This window comes from Gryllotalpicola sp., from assembly GCF_027352875.1.
Classification (GTDB): Bacteria; Actinomycetota; Actinomycetes; order Actinomycetales; family Microbacteriaceae; genus Gryllotalpicola.
Window position 1 is genome coordinate 1 of sequence record NZ_DAIEII010000053.1, and the last position, 18,911, is coordinate 18,911.

Annotated in this window: 17 protein-coding genes; 12 read left to right on the forward strand and 5 right to left on the reverse strand. The window is 69.8% G+C overall.

Going from position 1 to position 18,911, the window contains the following annotated elements:
* From M7D61_RS06280 to M7D61_RS06290, 3 genes are all read left to right on the forward strand, one after another.
* A partial coding sequence (locus M7D61_RS06280; RefSeq protein ID WP_298228673.1) for a copper resistance protein CopC occupies window positions 1-391 on the forward strand: 391 nt, incomplete at its 5' end.
* Between the two features lie 78 nt (window positions 392-469).
* Window positions 470-2,233: an MFS transporter gene (locus M7D61_RS06285; protein ID WP_298228675.1), complete on the forward strand. Its 1,764-nt coding sequence runs from the start codon at window positions 470-472 to the stop codon at window positions 2,231-2,233.
* A gap of 2 nt (window positions 2,234-2,235) precedes the next feature.
* Window positions 2,236-2,715, forward strand: a complete 480-nt coding sequence (locus M7D61_RS06290) for a MarR family transcriptional regulator (protein WP_298228677.1) — start codon at window positions 2,236-2,238, stop codon at window positions 2,713-2,715.
* Window positions 2,716-2,727: 12 nt separating this feature from the next.
* Here M7D61_RS06290 and M7D61_RS06295 read toward each other — a convergent pair whose 3' ends face one another.
* Window positions 2,728-4,617: a DEAD/DEAH box helicase gene (locus M7D61_RS06295; RefSeq protein ID WP_298228679.1), complete on the reverse strand. Its 1,890-nt coding sequence runs from the start codon at window positions 4,615-4,617 to the stop codon at window positions 2,728-2,730.
* Window positions 4,618-4,886: 269 nt separating this feature from the next.
* Complete coding sequence (locus tag M7D61_RS06300) at window positions 4,887-8,027, reverse strand: efflux RND transporter permease subunit (RefSeq protein ID WP_298228680.1); 3,141 nt, start codon at window positions 8,025-8,027, stop codon at window positions 4,887-4,889.
* Window positions 8,028-8,112: 85 nt separating this feature from the next.
* On the opposite strand from M7D61_RS06300, the gene M7D61_RS06305 reads away from it, so the two are divergent.
* The 3 genes from M7D61_RS06305 (at window position 8,113) to M7D61_RS06315 (ending at window position 10,797) form a co-directional block, all read left to right on the forward strand.
* A complete protein-coding gene (locus M7D61_RS06305; RefSeq protein WP_298228682.1) occupies window positions 8,113-8,250 on the forward strand; it encodes a hypothetical protein in 138 nt (45 codons plus the stop codon).
* Window positions 8,251-8,283: 33 nt separating this feature from the next.
* Window positions 8,284-10,497: an APC family permease gene (locus tag M7D61_RS06310; protein WP_298228685.1), complete on the forward strand. Its 2,214-nt coding sequence runs from the start codon at window positions 8,284-8,286 to the stop codon at window positions 10,495-10,497.
* A 90-nt stretch (window positions 10,498-10,587) separates the two neighbouring features.
* On the forward strand, window positions 10,588-10,797 hold the full coding sequence (locus M7D61_RS06315) for a DUF3073 domain-containing protein (protein WP_298228687.1): 210 nt from the start codon (window positions 10,588-10,590) through the stop codon (window positions 10,795-10,797).
* A gap of 70 nt (window positions 10,798-10,867) precedes the next feature.
* Here the strand turns inward: M7D61_RS06315 and purM are convergent, their stop codons facing one another.
* Window positions 10,868-11,977 (reverse strand): phosphoribosylformylglycinamidine cyclo-ligase, encoded by a 1,110-nt coding sequence (purM, locus tag M7D61_RS06320; protein WP_298228689.1) that lies wholly within the window; start codon window positions 11,975-11,977, stop codon window positions 10,868-10,870.
* 75 nt (window positions 11,978-12,052) lie between these two features.
* Here purM and purF point away from each other — a divergent pair, with 75 nt between their 5' ends.
* Both purF and M7D61_RS06330 read left to right on the forward strand, forming a co-directional pair.
* The gene (gene purF, locus M7D61_RS06325) at window positions 12,053-13,513 is read left to right on the forward strand and encodes an amidophosphoribosyltransferase (protein ID WP_298228691.1); all 1,461 of its coding nucleotides are present in this window, start codon (window positions 12,053-12,055) and stop codon (window positions 13,511-13,513) included.
* 107 nt (window positions 13,514-13,620) lie between these two features.
* Window positions 13,621-13,986 (forward strand): hypothetical protein, encoded by a 366-nt coding sequence (locus tag M7D61_RS06330; RefSeq protein ID WP_298228693.1) that lies wholly within the window; start codon window positions 13,621-13,623, stop codon window positions 13,984-13,986.
* Between the two features lie 45 nt (window positions 13,987-14,031).
* Here the strand turns inward: M7D61_RS06330 and M7D61_RS06335 are convergent, their stop codons facing one another.
* Entirely contained in the window at window positions 14,032-14,397 is a 366-nt protein-coding gene (locus M7D61_RS06335) for a sterol carrier family protein (protein ID WP_298228695.1), read from the reverse strand.
* Between the two features lie 18 nt (window positions 14,398-14,415).
* Between M7D61_RS06335 and purD the strand changes: the two genes are divergently transcribed.
* Window positions 14,416-15,699, forward strand: a complete 1,284-nt coding sequence (gene purD / locus M7D61_RS06340) for a phosphoribosylamine--glycine ligase (protein ID WP_298228697.1) — start codon at window positions 14,416-14,418, stop codon at window positions 15,697-15,699.
* On the forward strand, window positions 15,696-16,571 hold the full coding sequence (locus tag M7D61_RS06345; RefSeq protein WP_298228699.1) for a phosphoribosylaminoimidazolesuccinocarboxamide synthase: 876 nt from the start codon (window positions 15,696-15,698) through the stop codon (window positions 16,569-16,571). Before purD ends, M7D61_RS06345 begins: the two co-directional genes overlap by 4 nt.
* Window positions 16,572-16,662: 91 nt before the next feature.
* Here M7D61_RS06345 and M7D61_RS06350 read toward each other — a convergent pair whose 3' ends face one another.
* Complete coding sequence (locus M7D61_RS06350; RefSeq protein ID WP_298228701.1) at window positions 16,663-17,679, reverse strand: alcohol dehydrogenase catalytic domain-containing protein; 1,017 nt, start codon at window positions 17,677-17,679, stop codon at window positions 16,663-16,665.
* 247 nt (window positions 17,680-17,926) lie between these two features.
* Here M7D61_RS06350 and M7D61_RS06355 point away from each other — a divergent pair, with 247 nt between their 5' ends.
* Entirely contained in the window at window positions 17,927-18,184 is a 258-nt protein-coding gene (locus M7D61_RS06355) for a phosphoribosylformylglycinamidine synthase subunit PurS (RefSeq protein WP_298228702.1), read from the forward strand.
* Window positions 18,184-18,879 (forward strand): phosphoribosylformylglycinamidine synthase subunit PurQ, encoded by a 696-nt coding sequence (purQ, locus tag M7D61_RS06360; RefSeq protein ID WP_298228704.1) that lies wholly within the window; start codon window positions 18,184-18,186, stop codon window positions 18,877-18,879. Before M7D61_RS06355 ends, purQ begins: the two co-directional genes overlap by 1 nt.
* Window positions 18,880-18,911: the final 32 nt, after the last annotated feature.

Sequence of the window (18,911 nt, forward strand, 5' to 3'; positions counted from 1 at the left end):
AACCGGCACAGCCGCCGTCGACGGGCTCGATGTCCGCCAGGCCGTCGACATCACGACCGATGGCACCTTCACGATCAACTACCGGATCGTCGCGGACGACGGCCACCCGGTCTCGACCGCAATCGACACGGAGTGGCCGCCGATCGTGTTCACCGTGAAGCTGGCCTCCGTCGCCCCGGGTGTGCCCGGGCGCTCGTCAGCAGCGCCGAGCAGCCTGTCTGGGACGTCGACGCCGAGCACGACCTCGACGCCGAGCGCGAGCACCGGTGACGCGGTCGGTGTCGCTTCGCATGCTCCGGGCACGTTCGTCGGCATCGGCCTCGGCGGCGCAGCGGTCATCGTCGCGGCGATCATCACCATCGTCGTCATCCGGCGGAACCGGCGACACTGAAAGGGGGTGCACACGAGGCTTCGGTAGTAAAGTGGTTAGCGATTGTTAAGTACCTAACCGCAGCCGCACCGGAGCCTCGTGTCCACCACTCTGTTCGACAAGGATCACCCGCGTTACAAGTGGGTCGCCCTCAGCAACACCACCCTCGGCATGCTCATGGCGACGATCAACTCGTCGATCGTGCTCATCTCACTGCCCGCGATCTTCAAGGGCATCAAGATCAATCCGCTCGACCCGAGCAACATCAACTACCTGTTGTGGATCCTGATGGGCTTCATGCTCGTCACGGCCGTGCTCGTCGTGACCTTCGGGCGGCTCGGCGACCTCTTCGGTCGGGTGCGCATCTACAACCTCGGGTTCGTCGTCTTCACGATCGGATCGGTCGCGCTGTCGTTCAACCCACTCGAGGGCTCATCCGGCGCGATGTGGCTCGTCATCTGGCGCTTCGTGCAAGGCATCGGTGCGGCGATGCTCTTCGCCAACTCGACGGCGATCATCACCGACGCATTCCCCGCCAATCGCCGCGGCTTCGCCATGGGCATCAACCAGGTCGTCGCCATCGCGGGCTCGTTCATCGGCCTTCTCATCGGCGGCCTGCTCGCCAACATCTCGTACCACATCGGCCCGTTCGACGTGGAATGGGTGTTTCTGGTCTCAGCGCCGATCGGCATCATCGGCACGATCTGGTCGTACCTCTCGCTTCGCGAAATCGGCGTCAAGGCCGAGGGCTCGATGGACTGGTGGGGCAACGTCCTCTTCGCCGCCGGGCTCGCCTCCCTGCTCACGGCCATCACCTACGGCATCCAGCCCTACGGTTCGGATTCGACGGGCTGGACGAACCCGTGGGTGCTCGGCGGCCTCGGCGGGGGCCTCGCCGTCCTCATCGTCTGGGTATTCGTCGAACTCAATCAGAAATACCCCATGTTCGAGATGCGGCTCTTCAAGATCCGCGCGTTCGCGATGGGCATCCTCGCCGGCCTCCTCGCGTCGATCGGGCGCGGCGGCATGCAGTTCATGCTCATCATCTGGCTGCAGGGCATCTGGCTGCCGCTGCACGGCTTCAAGTTCGAGGACACTCCGTTCTGGGCAGGCATCTACCTGCTGCCGCTCACCGTCGGATTCCTCATCGCGGGTCCGATCTCCGGCGCACTGTCCGATCGCCTCGGCCCCCGTGTGCTCGGTTCGGTGGGCCTCTTCCTCAATGCGGCGACGTTCCTCGGCCTGCTCGTCCTGCCGATGAACTTCAACTACTGGGCGTTCGCGATCATCATCTTCCTCAACGGCGTCGGCAGCGGAATGTTCGGGGCCCCGAACCGTTCGGCGATCATGGGGGCCGTTCCCGCCAGTCAGCGCGGCGCCGCGTCGGGCATGGCCGGCACGATGCAGAACGCGGGCTCCTCGCTGTCGATGGGCCTCTTCTTCTCGCTGCTCATCGTCGGTCTCAGCGCCACGCTGCCGCAGACGCTCTTCGCCGGCCTCACGGCGAACGGCGTCCCGTCTCCGGCGGCGACCGTCGTCTCGGGCCTGCCACCGGTGAGCACGGTATTCGCGACCTTCCTCGGCTTCAACCCGATCCAGACGCTGCTCGGGTCGAACGGTCTCAACGTGCTTCAGTCCCTGTCGGCCGGCGATCAGGCCACACTCACCGGCACCAATTTCTTCCCGACGCTCATCAGCGATCCGTTCCACCAGGGTCTCATCGTGGTGTTCGCGGTCGCGGCGGGGCTGACGGTCGTCGCGGCCGTCGCGTCGCTGATCCGCGGCCGCAACTACGCCCACCAGGAGACCGTGGCACTGGCCGAGCCCGTCGTCGTCGACGAGTCCGAGTCCGAGCGGATCTAGCCATGCGCGCCGACGACGAGCGCACAGCCCCGCGGACCGCGTCGGCCGACGACGACGTCGCCGCCCGGCTCGCGGTCGCGATCGGCCGGATCAACCGCCGCATCCGAGCCAGCAGCGACGGCCCCAGCCATGGCGCCAGCCACGGCGTGATCTCGGCGCTGTCGTCGATCGTGCGGCACGGCAGGCTGCGCCCGAGCGAGCTCGCCCGCATCGAGGCCGTCGCGGCGCCGACGGTGACCCGGGTCATCGCCGACCTTGAGGCGCGCGGCTTCGTCGAGCGCGTGCCCGATTCGGAGGATGGCCGCTCGTTCTGGGTGCAGGCAACCACTGCCGGCGTCGAGGCGGTCAGCCAGGCGCGCTTCGAGCGCGCCGAGTACCTCGCCGCGCTGCTCGTCGAGCTGAGCCCCGCGCAGCGCGAGGCGCTCGAGGCCGCACTCGGCTCGCTCGAGGCCGCGGCATCCGCGGGCCTGCCGACCAGCTGACGGCGCCGAGCGTCAGCGTGCGGGGTAGTCGCTCCACTCGGCCACGATCTCGGCGCGATCGAGCATGTCCTCCATCTTGCGGCGGCGGTTGCGCGAGACGAGCGTGACGACGACGCCCTTCTTGCCGGCGCGGCCGGTGCGACCGCTGCGGTGCAGGTAGGTCTTGTACTCGTCGGGCGGATCCGCCTGGATGACGAGATCGATGTCATCGACGTGGATACCGCGGGCCGCGACGTCCGTCGCGACGAGCACGCGGACCTTGCCCTGGGTGAGGCGCTCGAGGTTGCGGGTGCGCTTGGCCTGGTTGAGGTCGCCGTGGAGGCTCGTGGCGGGGACGCCCTCCTCGACGAGCATGTCGGCGAGGTCCTCGGCGTAGGCGCGGGTGCGGGCGAAGACGAGGGTCTTGGCCTCGTTCTCGCGCACGAGGCGCTCGATGATCTGCACCTTCTCGCGGTGGTCGATGAGGTAGACGCGGTGTTCGATGTCGCTGGACGCCTGGTCCTCGCCGGCGACCTCGTGCACGGCCGGGTTGTCGAAGAACTCGTCGATGAGACCGGCGACCGCGGCGTCGAGCGTCGCGGAGAAGAGCAGCTTCTGGCCGCCGGTGGAGGTGAGGCGCAGGATGCGCTGCACCGGCTCGAGGAATCCGAGGTCGCACATGTGGTCAGCCTCGTCGAGCACCGTGATCTGGACGTGCGAGAGGTCGAGTCGACCCTGCTCGATGAGGTCTTCGATGCGACCGGGCGTGCCGATGACGATGTCGACGCCGCGCTCGAGCGCCATGACCTGCGCGCGCTGCGGCACGCCGCCGTAGATCTGGGTCGTGAAGAGGCCGACTGAGCGGGCGATGGGCTGCACGGTGCGGTCGATCTGCAGGGCGAGCTCCCGGGTCGGGGCGAGGATCAGCGCGCGCGGAGCACGGCCGAACTGGCGCTTGCTGCGGGAGCCGGACGCGATCTCGGCGCTGCCCGAGTGTGCGAGGCGCTCGACGAGCGGCGCCGCGAAGGCGATGGTCTTGCCGCTGCCGGTGCGGCCCCGGCCGAGGACGTCGCGGCCCGCGAGCACGTCGGGGATCGTTGCCGCCTGAATGGGGAACGGGCGAGCGGCGCCGAGCTCGGCGACCGCCGCGACGATGTTGCGGCCCAGGCCGAGCTCGTCGAAGGTTACGCCGTCGACGTCGGACGCCTCGGTGGCCTCCGCCTGGAGCTTCTCGAGCACGCGGTCATCGGCGTCGGTGAAGACACGCTTCTGCTGGCTGTCGCCGTAGAACTTGGATTCCCTGCGCTGGGGACGATCGTCCTCGACACGGCGGGGACGGTCGTCACGCTCGAAACGACGCGGGGCACGGTCGTCGCGACCATAGGCCGGGCGAGCGGGGCGGTCGCCCTCGAAACGACGCGGGGCACGGTCGTCGCGACCATAGGCCGGGCGAGCGGGGCGGTCGCCCTCGAACCGGCGCGGGGCACGGTCGTCACGGTCGAAGCGACGCGGCTGGCGCTCGGAGGAGTCGGCCCGGGGAGCCGACTCGCGTCGGCCGCCGCCGAAAGCGGGGCGGTCGTCCTGACGCGGACGCGCAGGACCGTCGACCTCGAAGCGGCGCGGGGCACGGTCGTCCCGCTCGAAGCGACGCGGTGCTGCGCCGTCGCGGTCGTCGCGACCCGATGCCGGACGCGCAGCGCGCTCGGTCGAACCGGCACCGCGACGATCTTCGCTGCGGCCCCGGGCGACGCGCTCGTCGGAACTCCAGCGCGGCTTCTTGGCGCCGGCCTGGCCGGCGCCCTGCTCGTCGGGGCGGTAGCCGCGGTGACCCGGGCTGCGCGAGCCGGAAGCCGCGCCGTGACGCGCGTTCGGGTCGAAGTTCTTTGGGGTGCCGCCGCTGGATCGCTTGGCATTCTTGGGCATGGAAACAGCTCCTGACAAAAGGGGATTGCATGGCAGGCGCTCGCAAGCAGCCTGAGAACCCCAGAAGTGCTGGGGGCCGTTCACACATCGAATGGAAGCGCGGAGCCCACTGCTCCGCTGACGGCCCGCCTGACACACACTTCACGTCCCAGATGGACGCACACGTCAGAAGCCGACGACATTCAGTCTACCTGCTACTCCGGCGGGAGGACGACGTGCAGGGATTCACCCCCCGCCACGCCGAGCGGCCCCGCACTCCGCGTGAACCCCTACCCGCCAGAAACCACGGCCCGGGCAGCGCGCTTCGCTGCTCGACGATCCTGTGCACCCTCGACGAGGTTGTAGAGGGTCGGCAGCACGATGAGCGTGAGCACCGTCGACGACACCAGACCGCCGATGACGACAAGCGCGAGCGGCTGCGAGATGAAGCTGCCGTGACCGGTCAGCCCCAACGCCATCGGCAGGAGCGCGAAGATCGTCGCGAGCGCGGTCATGAGGATCGGGCGCAGGCGCCGCGCGGCGCCGTGCACGAGGGCGTCCGGCACCGCGAGTCCGCGCGCGCGGTACTGGTTGACGAGGTCGACGAGCACGATGGCGTTCGTCACGACGATGCCGATGAGCATGAGCACGCCGACGAGGGAGGCGACGCCGAGCGGGATTCCGGTGGCGAGCTGCAGCAGGATCGCACCGGTCGCCGCGAACGGCACCGAGACGAGCAGCAGCAGCGGCTGCCGGAGCGACCGGAACGTCGCCACCATGACGATGTAGACGATGAGGATCGCCGCGAGCAGCGCCAGACCGAGCTGCTGGAATGCGCTCGCCTGATCGGAGCCGACGCCACCCACCTTCGCGGTCGCACCGGCGGGCAGGACGGCATCCTTGATCGTCGCGCTCACGGCGGCATTCGCACCCGTGAGGTCGGCGCCGACCGGCACGGCGGTGATCTTCGCGCTGCGCAGGGCATGGGTCGTGCTCACCGTCGCCGGACCCTGCGCCTCGTGCACGTCAGCGAGCCGGCTGAGCGGGAGATAGCCGACGGGGGTCGGGATCTGGAGCGCCTTGAGCTGCGCGACCGTCGTGGGCGCGGACGAGTTGTCCAGGTAGATCTTCAACGTCGACGAGTTGATTGCGATCGTGCCGATCTGCGTCGGCTGCATGGCCTGCGAGACGATCTGGCCGAGTGCGACCTCGGTGAGACCGTACTGCGCCGCCGTGGCGCGGTCGACGTCGACGGCGATATACGGCAGCGTCGAGCTGAGATTGCTCGCGACCTGCTTCACCGCTGAGAACGTCGTGAGCTTTGCGACGACCGCGTCGGATGCCTGCTGCAGCGTCTTCTCATCGGGCGCGGTGACATCGATCTCGACGCTGTTGCTCGACCCGAAGCCGCTCTGCGCGGAGACCGCGATATCGCCCGCGCCGGTCACCGTCTTGAGCCGCGACTCGATATCGGCCTCGAGGGCGGTCTGATCGTAGGAGGGATCCGTCGTGATGGAGAACGTCGTGCTGCCGCCCCCGCCGAGGAACGCGTCGGCGAGCGCCGACCCGCTCGCGCCGATCGAGGACTGGACGATCGTGACGCCCGGTGTGCCGAGCACTGCCTCCTCGACCTTCTTGGCGGCGGCGTCCTTCGCCGACAGGCTCGTCCCGGCAGGCAGGGTCTGCGAGACCGAGAGGGTGTTCTGGCCGCTCGAACCGAGGAAGTTCGTGGTGAGGAAGCGCGCCGAGAAGACCGTTCCGCCGAGCACGAGCACGGCGATGAGAAGAGTCGGCATCGAGTGCCGGAGTGTCCAGCGCAGGATCGGAAGATAACCGCGCTGCAGCCACGTCGGTCGGGCCAGGTCGTCCTCGGACTCCGGCGCGGGGCCGGCGGCGGCGCTCGAACGCGCCCTGAGGAACCAGTAGGCCAGCACCGGCACGATCGTGAGCGCGACGAACAGCGAGGCGACCAGCGCGATCGCCACGGTCACCGCGAAGGGGCGGAACAGCTCGCCCGTCTGGTTGCCGACGAACGCGAGGGGGAGGAACACCGCGACGGTCGTGATCGTCGACGCGGTGATGGCGCCGGCGACCTCGCGCACCGCGGCGACCACGATTGCGGCGCGGTCCCCCGCCCCTGAGCGCCCTGCACGATCGAGATGTCGTTTGATGTTCTCGATGACGACGATGGAGTCATCCACCACGCGCCCGATCGCGATGGTGAGGCCGGCCAGCGTGATGATGTTGAGCGTGTAGCCCGAGAGCCACATCGCGATGAAGGTGATGAGCACGCTCGTCGGGATCGAGATGGCCGTCACGATCGTCGCCCGGATGGACAGCAGGAACAGCAGGATGACGATGATGGCGAACCCGAGGCCGAGCGCGCCCTCCTCGGCGAGCGATGAGATCGACTGCGTGATGAACGGCGCCTGGTCGAAGACCACGGTGAGCTGGGTGCCCGCGGGCAGCTCGGCCTGAAGCTTCGGCAGCAGCGCCTTGACGCCGTTCGAGACGTCGACGGTGTTGGCGCTCGGCAGCTTGGTGATGCCGATCGTGAGCGCCGGCTTGCCGTTGACGCGCGAGAGCGAGGTCGTCGGGTCGGTGTCGAGCTTGACGGTCGCGACGTCGCCGACCGTCGGGGCCTTCGCCGAGCCCGGGATGGCGGTGCCGCCGGTCGCGGTCGCGGTCTGCGCCGCGATGAGGGGCAGCGCCTTGAGCTGGTCGACCGAGGTGAGCTTCGCGCCGGACTGCACGCTGAGGGTCTGATCTCCCGAGGTGATCGAACCGCCGGGCAACAGGATGCCGTTGGCTGAGAGCGCCTGGGAGATCGCCTGCGCGGTAAGACCGTGGGCGGCGAGCCTGGCCTTGTCGGGGGTGATGGAGACGCGCTGCCCGGAGAGGCCGACGATCTGAGCATCGTTGACGCCGGCGACCTTGTTGATCTCGGGAACAGTGAGGCGGGCGAGATCACCGCCGAGCACGGCCTCCGAGACGGGGCCGGTCGCGGCGATCCGCAGCACGGGGAGGTCGTCGAGGCTCGCGGTGACCACCTGCGGCGAGACCGCGGCCGGCAGCCTGCTCGAGATCTGGCTGATAGCCCGCTCGACCTTCTGCGCCGCCGTCGTCATGTCGCTGCCGTAGGTGAAGGTCGCGGTGATGAGCGAGAGGTTCGTGCTTGAGACGGCGGTCGTGGAATCCAGGTTCGGAATCGACTGGAGCGCCTGCTCGATGGGGCTGCTGACGTCGTTGTTGACGACCTCGGGGCTCGCACCGGGGTACTGCGTCATCACCACGAGCTCGGGCAGCGAGATGGACGGAATGAGCTCCTGCTTGAGGTTCGAGAGCGACACGAACCCGAACGCTCCGACGCAGATGGTGATGAGCGCGATGAGCGCTCGGTTCTTCATGCTCAGGACGGCAAGGCGGTGCAACGGTTCTCCTCGGTCTCGGAGACGGCCGCCGCGACACCGCGGCACTCGCGATTATGGACGCCGCGCTTCGTGCGAACCTGAGTGCGTGTTGCGAATCGCGGTGTACCGCGTTGCAGTCGCGACGACCGCCGACGGGCGCAGGACCGTCTGCGAGATCACCGCCGCGGGCCGCGTCGAGCACGTCGCACGGATTCGTGCCGAACTCCGGGCGTTCGAACTTTGAGCCGCGCGCGCGGCGGTGATAGTGTCGCGCGTCGTGTCCACCGAGGGTAAGGGCAAGCCGGGCGAGCCCCGATCTGCCAAACGCATCCTTCTCGGGGAACCCCTCGCGAGCGAAAAGCTCGAGGGGCAGCTCCTCCCGAAGCACCTCGCGCTACCCATTTTCGCGTCCGACGCGCTCTCCTCCGTGGCCTACGCCCCGCAGGAGCTGATGATGATCCTGCTCATCGGCGGGCTCGCCTTCCTCTCGTTCGCGCCGTGGGTCGCGGCCGCCGTCGTCCTCCTCCTCGTCACCGTCGTCGCCTCCTACCGCCAGCTCGTCAAGGCGTACCCGTCGGGCGGCGGCGACTTCGAGGTCGCGCACAAGAACCTCGGCGAGAAGGCCGGGCTCATCGTCGCTTCGGCGCTGCTCGTCGACTACGTCCTCACCGTGGCCGTGTCGGTGGCATCCGGCGTCGACAACATCATCTCGGCGCTGCCGGCCCTCGCCCCCGGGCGGGTGTGGATGGCGATCGGATTCGTCGTCCTCATCGCCGCCGTCAACCTGCGCGGCGTGCGCGAGGCGAGCAAGGCGTTCGCGCTCCCGACGTACATCTTCGCCGGGTCGATCGCGATCATGGTCGGCACGGCCCTCATCCGCACCTGGCTGGGCGACCCCCCGATCGCCGAGTCGGCGGGGTTCAGCGTGCACTCCACGGACGCGACTCAGGCGGCGGTCGTGCTGCTCCTGCTGCGCGCGTTCTCCTCGGGCTGCTCGGCGCTCACCGGCGTCGAGGCGATCGCGAACGGCGTTCAGGCGTTCCGGCGGCCGAAGATCCGCAACGCGCGCACCACGCTCCTCCTCCTCGGCGGCATCGCCGCGGTGCTCTTCGCCGGCCTGGTCGCGATGGCGCTCATCACCCGGGTGCACTATGCCGAGAACCCCTGCGACCTCCAGGGATGGGCGCAGTGCGCGACCTCGCCGCAGCGCTCCCTCATCGCCCAGCTCGCCTCGGCGACGTTCGGCAACAACTCGCTGCCGTTCTTCGTCATCCAGGCGGTGACGGCGGCGATCCTGCTGCTCGCGGCGAACACGGCGTTCAACGGATTCCCCCTGCTCGCCTTCGTCCTCGCGAAGAACTCCTACGCGCCCAAGGCCCTCTCGACCCGCGGCGACCGCCTCGTCTTCTCGAACGGCGTCATCGCGCTGGCGCTCGCGGCGATCATCCTGCTCGCGATCTACGGCGCGAACCTCACGAACCTCATCCAGCTCTACATCATCGGCGTGTTCGTCTCGTTCACGCTGGGGCAGAGCGGCATGGTCCGGCACTGGATCCGGCTGCTGCGCTCGGGCGGCACCGACGAGGGCTTCCGCACCGAGGACGGCGAGCTCATGCGCCGCAGCACGATCATCCGATCGCTGTGCATCAACGCCTTCGGCGCCTTCCTCACCTTGGCCGTGCTCGTCGTCGTCACGATCACGAAGTTCACCCACGGCGCCTGGATCGTGTTCATCATGATGCCGATCCTCTGGTTCCTCATGCTCGGCGTGAACCGCTACTACCGCGATGTCGAGAAGGAGGTCGCGCTCGATGCCGACGTCAAGTTCGGCTCGCGCGGCGACCACGCCATCGTCCTCGTGGGCAATCTGCAGAAGCCCGCCCTCAAGGCACTCGACTACGCCATCGCCGGCGACCACGACTCGCTCGAGGCCGTCCACATCAGCATCGACGAGGAGACCACGGCGCTGCTCAAGCAGCAGTGGATCGACAATCGCATCGACGTGCCGCTCACCGTCATCGAGTCGCCGTACCGCGAATACGGGCATCCGCTCGCGCTCTACATCGAGAAGCGTCGCGAGTATGCCGGCGCCGAGGTCATCACCGTCTACCTGCCGCAGTACATCGTCGGCCATTGGTGGGAGACGCTGCTGCACAACCACCGGGCCCGACGGCTCAGCCACGATCTCATGCTCATGCACGGCGTCATGATCGCTCTCGTGCCGTGGCGCCTCGACTCGACCGAGCTCGTCTACGGTCGTCGATCGCGCCCGCTGCCGGGTCAGGACCGGCGCGGCGACGCGCTCAGCCTCGAGGCGCGCACGCTCCACCGTCACACCGCGGCGTCCCATAAGAAGGGCAAGGCCGCCGTCGGCGCGGCAGCCGCCGCGGCCGTCAACGCCCAGATCGAGGCGGAAGTCCGCGAGGACGGAACCCCCCAGGGAGAAGACGACGGCCACGAGGAGCCCGAAAAACCCCAAGTGCTAAGCTGATCGCTAGTTTTTCGTTCCCCGTATTGCCGGAAGCGTGCCCTCACCGAACACGGATGCACCCCGGCCCGAGGCTGTAAAGGGGGCCTGCGCATGGGTCGCGGCCGTCAGAAGGCGAAGCACACGAAAATCGCTCGTGAGCTGAAGTCGTTCAGCCCCGATGTCGATTACGCCGCCCTCGAGCGCGAACTCACCGCGCACGAGCACTCGGTCGACGACCAGTACGCGGCGTGGGCCGACTACGACCCCGACAGCGAGTCGCAGGACGAAGAGGACGAAGAGAAAGCGCCGAAGGGCGCCTGAGGCTCCGTCGTCGTCCGGCTAGGCCGTGCGGCCGGGACGAGGATCCCGTACCTGGACAGGCGCACAGCGCCTAGTTCTGATAGGCGCCGACGAGACGCACGGCGCCGCCGTCGACCCCCTTCGCGCCCTGCTCGAACCCGCTGATGTCGCGCGCGCCGATGGTCACCGTGCCGACCTGCCATGCCGGGATGCCGTCACGGGCGAGCCTGTTCACGACATCCGCCGCAACCGGCCCGGCCACGACGGCGAAGAACCCGATGCCGAGGTTCCAGGTGCCCTCCGCGCTCTCGAGGCTCGTTCCCGCGATGTCGGAGAGCACCCGGAAGACGCGGCTCGGCGACCAGGTCGCACGGTCGACCTCGACCCACGAGGTGCGCGGCAGCACGCGGGCCAGGTTCGCGGCGATGCCGCCGCCGGTGACATGCGAGAGCGCGTGGATGCCGGCTCCGAGCTGCGGGTCGGCGAGCAGCCGCAGCAGCGGCGCGGCGTAGAGCCGCGTGGGCTCGAGCAGGACCTCGCCGACGACCCCGCCGAAGGCATCCGATCGCTCGGTATAGCCGATGCCCGCGCCCGCGAGGATGTGCCGCACGAGTGAATAGCCGTTGGAGTGCAGGCCCGACGAGCCGAGCGCGAGAACGGCATCGCCGTCTTCGACGAGGTGCGCGCCGAGCACGGCGCCGGATTCCACCGCGCCGACAGCGGCACCCGCGACGTCGTAGTCGTCGGGGCCGAGCAGCCCCGGGTGCTCCGCGGTCTCGCCGCCGATGAGCGCGGTGCCCGTCGCCGAGCAGGCGCGGGCGATGCCGGCGACGATGTCGGCGACGCGCGCGGGCACGACCTTGCCGCAGGCGATGTAGTCGGTCATGAAGAGCGGCGTCGCGCCGACCACGACGATGTCGTCGACGACCATGCCGACGAGGTCCTGGCCGATGCTGTCGTGCTTGTCGAGAGCCTGCGCGATCGCAACCTTCGTGCCGACCCCGTCGGTCGAGGTGGCGAGCAGCGGCTTGGCGTAGGAACGCAGGAACGAGACGTCGAAGAGCCCCGCGAAGCCGCCCACTCCTCCGATGACCTCGGGACCGTGCGTGCGGCCGACCGCCGCCTTCATGAGCTCGACGGCGAGGTCGCCCGCTGCGGTGTCGACGCCCGCCGCGCGGTAGGTCGAGGTGCCGTCAGCCATGGGGCAATCCTATTTGGCGTAGGCTGCCGAACCGGGCGGACATCCGTTCAGCACGGGTGTGAAAGACTGGGCGCGATGTGCGGAATCGTCGGGATCGTCTCAGCCGAACCGGCTAACCAGCAGGTGTACGACAGCCTGCTTCTTCTTCAGCATCGCGGCCAGGATTCGACGGGCATCGCCACCGCCGACGACGCCACGTTCCACATGCACAAGGCCCGCGGCATGGTGCGCGAGGCGTTTCGCACTCGCGACATGCGGTCGCTGCTGGGCAACGTCGGAATCGGCCACGTCCGCTACACGACGAAGGGCGACGCCGCCAACGAGCGCGAGTCGCAGCCGTTCTACGTCAACGCCCCGTACGGCATCACGCTCGTCCACAACGGCAACCTCACCAACGTGCGCGAGCTTTCCGACGACCTCTTCCACATCGACCGCCGCCACATGAACTCCTCCAGCGACACCGAGATGCTCGTCAACGTGCTCGCCACCGAGCTCGAAGGCCAGATCCGCGGCCTCGAGCTCACCCCTGACCAGGTCTTCGACGCCGTCGGCCAGGTGCACGAGCGCGTCGAGGGCTCGTATGCGGCGATCGCCATGATCGCCGGCCACGGACTGCTCGCGTTCCGCGACCCGTTCGGCATCCGCCCGCTCATCATCGGCCGCCGCGAGGGCAAGCGCGGCCGCGTCGACTGGGTCGTCACGAGCGAATCGCTCGTGCTCGAGGCCGCCGGCTACGAGGTCGTGCGCGACGTCGACCCGGGCGAAGCGATCTTCATCACGCAGGGCGGCGAGTTCTACTCCAAGCAGTGCGCGCGCAATCCGCGCCTCATCCCCTGCTCGTTCGAGTACGTCTACCTCGCGCGCCCCGACTCGGTCATGAACGGCATCTCGGTCTACGAGGCGCGGCTGCGCCTCGGCGACCGCCTTGCGTCGACCGTCGAGAAGTACGCGCCGATCGGCGACATCGACGTCGTCATGCCGATCCCGGATTCCTCCCGCCCTGCCGCGATGCAGGTCGCCCGGAAGCTCGGCATCGAATACCGCGAAGGGTTCTACAAGAACCGCTACATCGGGCGCACCTTCATCATGCCGGGGCAGGCGCAGCGCAAGAAGAGCGTCCGCCAGAAGCTCAACACGATGTCGAGCGAGTTCAAGGGCAAGAACATCCTCATCGTCGACGACTCGATCGTGCGCGGCACCACCGCGCGCGAGATCGTCGAGATGGCTCGCGCCGCCGGCGCCCACCAGGTCACCTTCACCTCGGCCGCGCCGCCGGTGCGCTACCCGCACGTCTACGGCATCAACATGCCGTCGCGGAAGGAGCTCGTCGCCTCGGGCCGCTCCATCCCCGAGGTCGCCCGCGAGATCGGCGCGGACAACATGATCTACCAAGAGGTCGAGGACATGAAGGCGGCGATCCTCGAAGGCCAGTCGCAGGTCACCGACCTCGAGATGAGCTGCTTCACCGGCGAATACATCACCGGCACGGTGACCCCCGAGTACCTCGAGTGGGTAGAGGCCACTCAGCTCAGTTGATCTCCGCCGCTGCTGCGCCGCCCGCCTCCGGCGGCGGGGGCGGCGAGCACGTCGCCGCTTCGCGGCTGGCTGAGCGGGTGCACACCTTACGAAGGGACAATGTCACCGTGGCAGAGGAGAGCGACGAGATCATCGACGTAGAAGCGGAGGACGTCGAGGCCGAGTACGTCGAGACGGTGACCGAGGAGCAGGTGCGGGTGCGCCGGATGCCCAAGGTCGGCCGCTGGATGGCGCTCGGCGGCGCTGTCTTCGGCATCGCCGCCGCCGTCGCCACCTACTCGGTGCCCTACGACCCCGACACCGCCGGCTACGACCGGAACGTCGTGTTCGGGTTCGTGCTGCTCTTCGCGCTCGCATTCGGCGTCGGCATCGGCGGGCTCGCCGCCGCCGTGGCGGAGCGCTCGACGCGCGGTGCGCGGGTCGTCGCCGCCGAGCACATCGTCGCGCGCGCTCGAGACGACGATTCCGCATAGTGGCGCCGCCCTGCACCGTGCCGACCCGACGGTTCGGCAACAGGGTCAGTCGCGCAGCCTGAAGACGGGCACGAGCCCCGTGAGGTCGGCGCGAGCGCCGGACGCCTGCACCGCTCCCGCCGCGAGCGCGGCACCCCACGATCGCGCGCCGGTGGCGAGCGCGAGCCAGGTCGCGGGATCCGTCTCGACGACGTTCGGCGGCGTGCCGCGAGTGTGCCGCGGCCCCTCGATGCACTGCACGGCGCCGTAGGGCGGCACGCGCACCTCGAGGGTGTGGCCCGGCGCGCGTTCGGCGAGGAGCTGCAGCAGGTAGCGCACCGCAAGCGCCACGGTCTCGCGCGGCGCGCCGCCGTCGACCGCCGCGCGCACCGCGGGGATTCCGATTTCGTCGCCGATGCGCGCCTTTGCCATGCCTCTATTGTGGAACGAGTGAAGATCCTCGTCCTCGGTTCGGGAGCACGCGAGCACGCGATCGTCAGGTCGCTGCTCGGCGAAGACGAGAATCATGACATCGTCGCAGCCCCCGGCAACGCCGGCATCGGCCGCGAGGTGCGGTGCGTCCCACTCGACGCGACCGACCCCGCCGCGGTCGTCGAATACGCGATCCACCAGAGCGTCGACCTCGTCGTGGTCGGGCCCGAGGCGCCGCTCGTCGCTGGCGTCGCGGATGCCCTGCGCGAGCGCGGCATCGCCGTGTTCGGCCCCGGCAAGGCGGCTGCCGCGCTCGAGGGGTCGAAGGCGTTCGCGAAGCGGATCATGGCCGAGGCGGGGGTGCCGACCGGGCGCTCAACCGAAGCCGACCGGCTCGACGAGGCGATCGCCGCCCTCGACGAGTTCGGTGCGCCCTACGTCGTCAAGGCCGACGGCCTCGCCGCCGGCAAGGGGGTCATGGTCACCGCCGACCGCGCCGCCGCAGTCGCCCATGCCAGGCGCTGGCTCGAGTACGGCCCGGTGCTCGTCGAAGAGTACCTTGACGGCCCCGAGGTGTCGCTTTTCCTGCTCAGCGACGGCCACGACGTGCTGCCGCTGAGCCCCGCGCAGGACTACAAGCGTCTGCTCGACGGCGACGCGGGGCCCAACACCGGCGGCATGGGCGCCTACTCCCCGCTGCCGTGGTTGCCCGAGACCTTCGTCGACGAGATCGTCCGCGACGTGGCACTGCCCACCGTGCGCCGGCTCGCCGCCGAGCAGACGCCGTTCATCGGCCTGCTCTACTGCGGCCTCGTCATCACCCCGAACGGGGTGCGCGTCATCGAGTTCAACGCGCGTTTCGGCGACCCGGAGACTCAGGTGGTGCTCGCCCGACTCGTCACGCCCCTCTCGGGACTGCTCTACGCCGCAGCGACGGGCCGTCTCGGCGACGTGCCGCGCCCTGACTTCGCCCTCGACGTCGCCGTCGCGGTCGTGCTCGCGAGCGAGGGGTATCCAGAGGCGCCCGTCACCGGGCGGCCCGTGACCGGGCTGGATGCCGCCACCGCGGTCCCCGAGGTGAGCATCCTGCATGCGGCGACCGACATCGCCACCGTGCGCGGGACCGTCGGCGACTCGTGGGCGACCGAGGCGCTGGTGGCCACCGGCGGCCGCGTCCTCAACGTCGTCGCGCTGGGGTCCGACTTCGCCGAGGCCCGCGCGCGCGCGTACGAGGCGATGGGTAGGATCGGGCTCGAGGGCGGCCAGTACCGCACCGACATCGCGAAGAAGGTGGCGACATGACCGCGGCGATCGACGGCTGGACGCACGTCTACTCGGGCAAGGTGCGCGAGCTCTACATCCCGGCGGGTTCGACGACCGCCGATGCCCCGGAACTGCTCATCGTGGCGAGCGATCGGGTGAGCGCGTTCGACCACATCCTCTCGCCGGGGATCCCCGGCAAGGGCGAACTCCTCACCCGGCTCTCGCTGTGGTGGTTCGAACAGCTCGAGGACATCCCCAACCACCTCGTGCCCGGCGGGCTCGACCGGGTGCCCGACGCGGTCAAGGGCCGCGCCATGATCGTCACGCCGCTCGAGATGTTCCCCGTCGAGTGCGTGGTGCGCGGCTACCTCGCCGGCAGCGGCTGGGCCGAGTACCAGGCCTCGCAGAGCGTGTGCGGCGTCGCGCTGCCCGCCGGTCTCGGCAATGGCGATCGACTGCCCGGACCGATCTTCACCCCGGCCTGGAAGGCGCCGCAGGGCAAGCACGACGAGAACATCTCCTTCGAGCAGCTCGTCGATCACATCGGCCCCGAGGCCGCCGACCGGCTTCGCGCGCTCTCACTGCGGATCTACGGGAAGGCCGCCGCGCTGGCGGAATCCAAGGGGCTCATCATCGCCGACACGAAATTCGAGTTCGGCACGGATGCCGACGGCACGGTGACCCTTGCCGACGAGGTGCTCACCAGCGATTCGAGCCGGTACTGGGACGGCCTCGTCTGGGAGACCGCCGCCACCCCCCAGGCGCGCATGGCGAGCTTCGACAAGCAGATCGTGCGCGATTGGCTCTCCGCCCACTGGGACAACCGGGGAACCCCGCCCGAGCTGCCCGCCGAGATCGTCGCGCAGACGGCGGCGAAATACCGCGAGCTCGTCGAGCGGCTCACCGCATAGGTCTCCAGCAGGCTGAGGCTGCGACCGCGTCGGCGGGCGATGGACTCGTGCGGCTGCGTGACGCCGCGCGCTCACTCAGCGGGTGCGACGTTCACGGGGTCACGGCGACACGCAGCGGGGCATCCGGGGTCGCGGCGAGCGCGACGGCGCGATCGACCTGAGCCAGGGGCAGCGGCTCCGCGACGACGGCTCCGAAGGGGTGGCGGTGCCAGGAATCCGCGAGATAGCCGGCGGCCAGTTCGAGGTGGCGCGGCAGGGCGTGGCCGTGCTCGTCGAGCGCAAGCACGCGGTGGTCGGCGCTGCGCCGGGCGAGTCCGCGGATCGCCCACTCCAGCGATAGCGGCGAGTCCGGGTGGGCGCCCGGCACGGCCGCGGCGTCGGCACCCCAGTTGAGCGCCCGGACACGGGCTTCGGCGTCGGTCGAGCGCGCGATCACCGTCGCGCCGGCGTCCTTCGCCATCGCGAGGGCCGTGAGCGCGAGCAGATCGGCGCCGTCGACGACGAGGATGGCGCCCGCGATCGGGCCGGTCTCGGCGGTCGCCTCGAGTGCCGCTATCGCGAGCGCGCCGGTGCAGTTCGCGGGCGCCAGCACCGCCGCGGGCGCATCGCGCGGGACGGGAACGATCGCCGTGCCGGCGCGCAGGTGGATGTGCGAGGCGAACACGCCGCTGAGCTCGAAGCCACGGCGCATCCGCTCGTGCCCGTACCGCACCGCGGCGACGCAGGCACCCGGATCGCCCCGGCGGCACTGCGCGCAGTGCCGGCACGGCACCTCCCGGGCCCAGACCACGCGCTGCCCGAGCGAGAGCTTCTTGCCGGCCGAGGAGCGCGCGCCGCCTTCGCCGAACGCCTCGATGACACCGACCGCCTCGTGGCCGAGGACGAGCGGCGGCGCGGCGGACTCCCCGCCCTGCGCCATCCGCACGTCGATGGGGCACACCGTCGAGAGCTCGACGCGCACGAGCACATCGCCCGGCGCAAGGCGCACCCCTGGCACCGCCACCGCGGTGCTCGCCCCGGCGCCGGGCCACACCATCGCCGTCGCCGCCGGGAATACGCTGACGCCTCGCGCATGCTCAGGCGCGAGTTCGACAGTGCGCGGCGACACGGTCCTCCCCGGGGTTAATGCCGACACGCTATGGGGCGGCCTTGAACCGGAAGCGGGCCCCGGGGTTAACGGCGCCTGAACGTCACGGAACTTTCCTCGCGCAGGGCTTCGCTCCGAGGTGACGAGAGTGCCGATCGCCGCGCCCTGCGCAACGCGCGAAGCCCTCCCCAGCGGCAACCCGGGGCGGATCCGTCGCGGCCGGTAGACTCGAGGAATCCCCTCGCCCCATCGCCGCAAGGAGCGCAGCGTGTCCGTGATCGTCGTCGAAGTCATGCCGAAGGCCGAGCTGCTCGATCCGCAGGGCAAGGCCATCGCCGGCGCCCTGCGCCGCGCCGGCCGCGGCGAGTTCCAGGTCAGGCAGGGCAAGCGCTTCGAGCTCGCCGTCGACGGCGAGGTCACCCCGGAGCTGCTCGAGAGCGTGCGCTCGATCGCCGCCGATGTGCTGAGCAACGGCGTCATCGAGGACGTCGTCGGTGTGCGCGTCGCGGCGGGCGTGACCGCCTGATGCGCATCGGCGTCATCACCTTCCCCGGCTCGCTCGACGACCGGGATGCCCAGCGGGCGGTGCGCCGCGCCGGCGCCGAGGCCGTTGCGCTCTGGCATGCCGACCACGACCTGCGCGGCGTCGACGCGCTCGTGCTGCCCGGCGGCTTCTCCTACGGCGACTACCTCCGCGCCGGTGCCATCGCCGCCATGGCGCCGATCATGACCGAGGTCGTCCAGGCCGCGGATTCCGGGATGCCGGTGCTCGGCATCTGCAACGGCTTCCAGGTGCTCGTGGAGGCGCACCTGCTGCCCGGCGGCCTCATCCGCAACGACCACGGCTCCTTCATCCGCCGCGACCAGCACATCGTCGTCGAGAACGTCGACACCGCCTGGACGAACGGTTTCGTCACGGGCCAGGAGATCGTCATCCCGATCAAGAACGCCGACGGCGGCTTCATCGCCGACGAGGAGACCCTGAAGCGCATCGAGGGCGAGGGGCTCGTCGCCTTCCGCTACGCGGGCCTCAACCCGAACGGCTCCTTCCACGACATCGCCGGCCTCACCAACGAGCGCGGCAACATCGTCGGCCTCATGCCGCACCCCGAGCACGCCACCGAGCCCGGCTTCGGCCCCGACACCGACGAGCGGATGCGCTCCGGCGTCGACGGCCTCGTCTTCTTCGAGAGCGCGCTGCGAGCGGTACTCGCCGCGTAGCCCGACCCGGCGAGCGGACGTCCGCCTCTTCC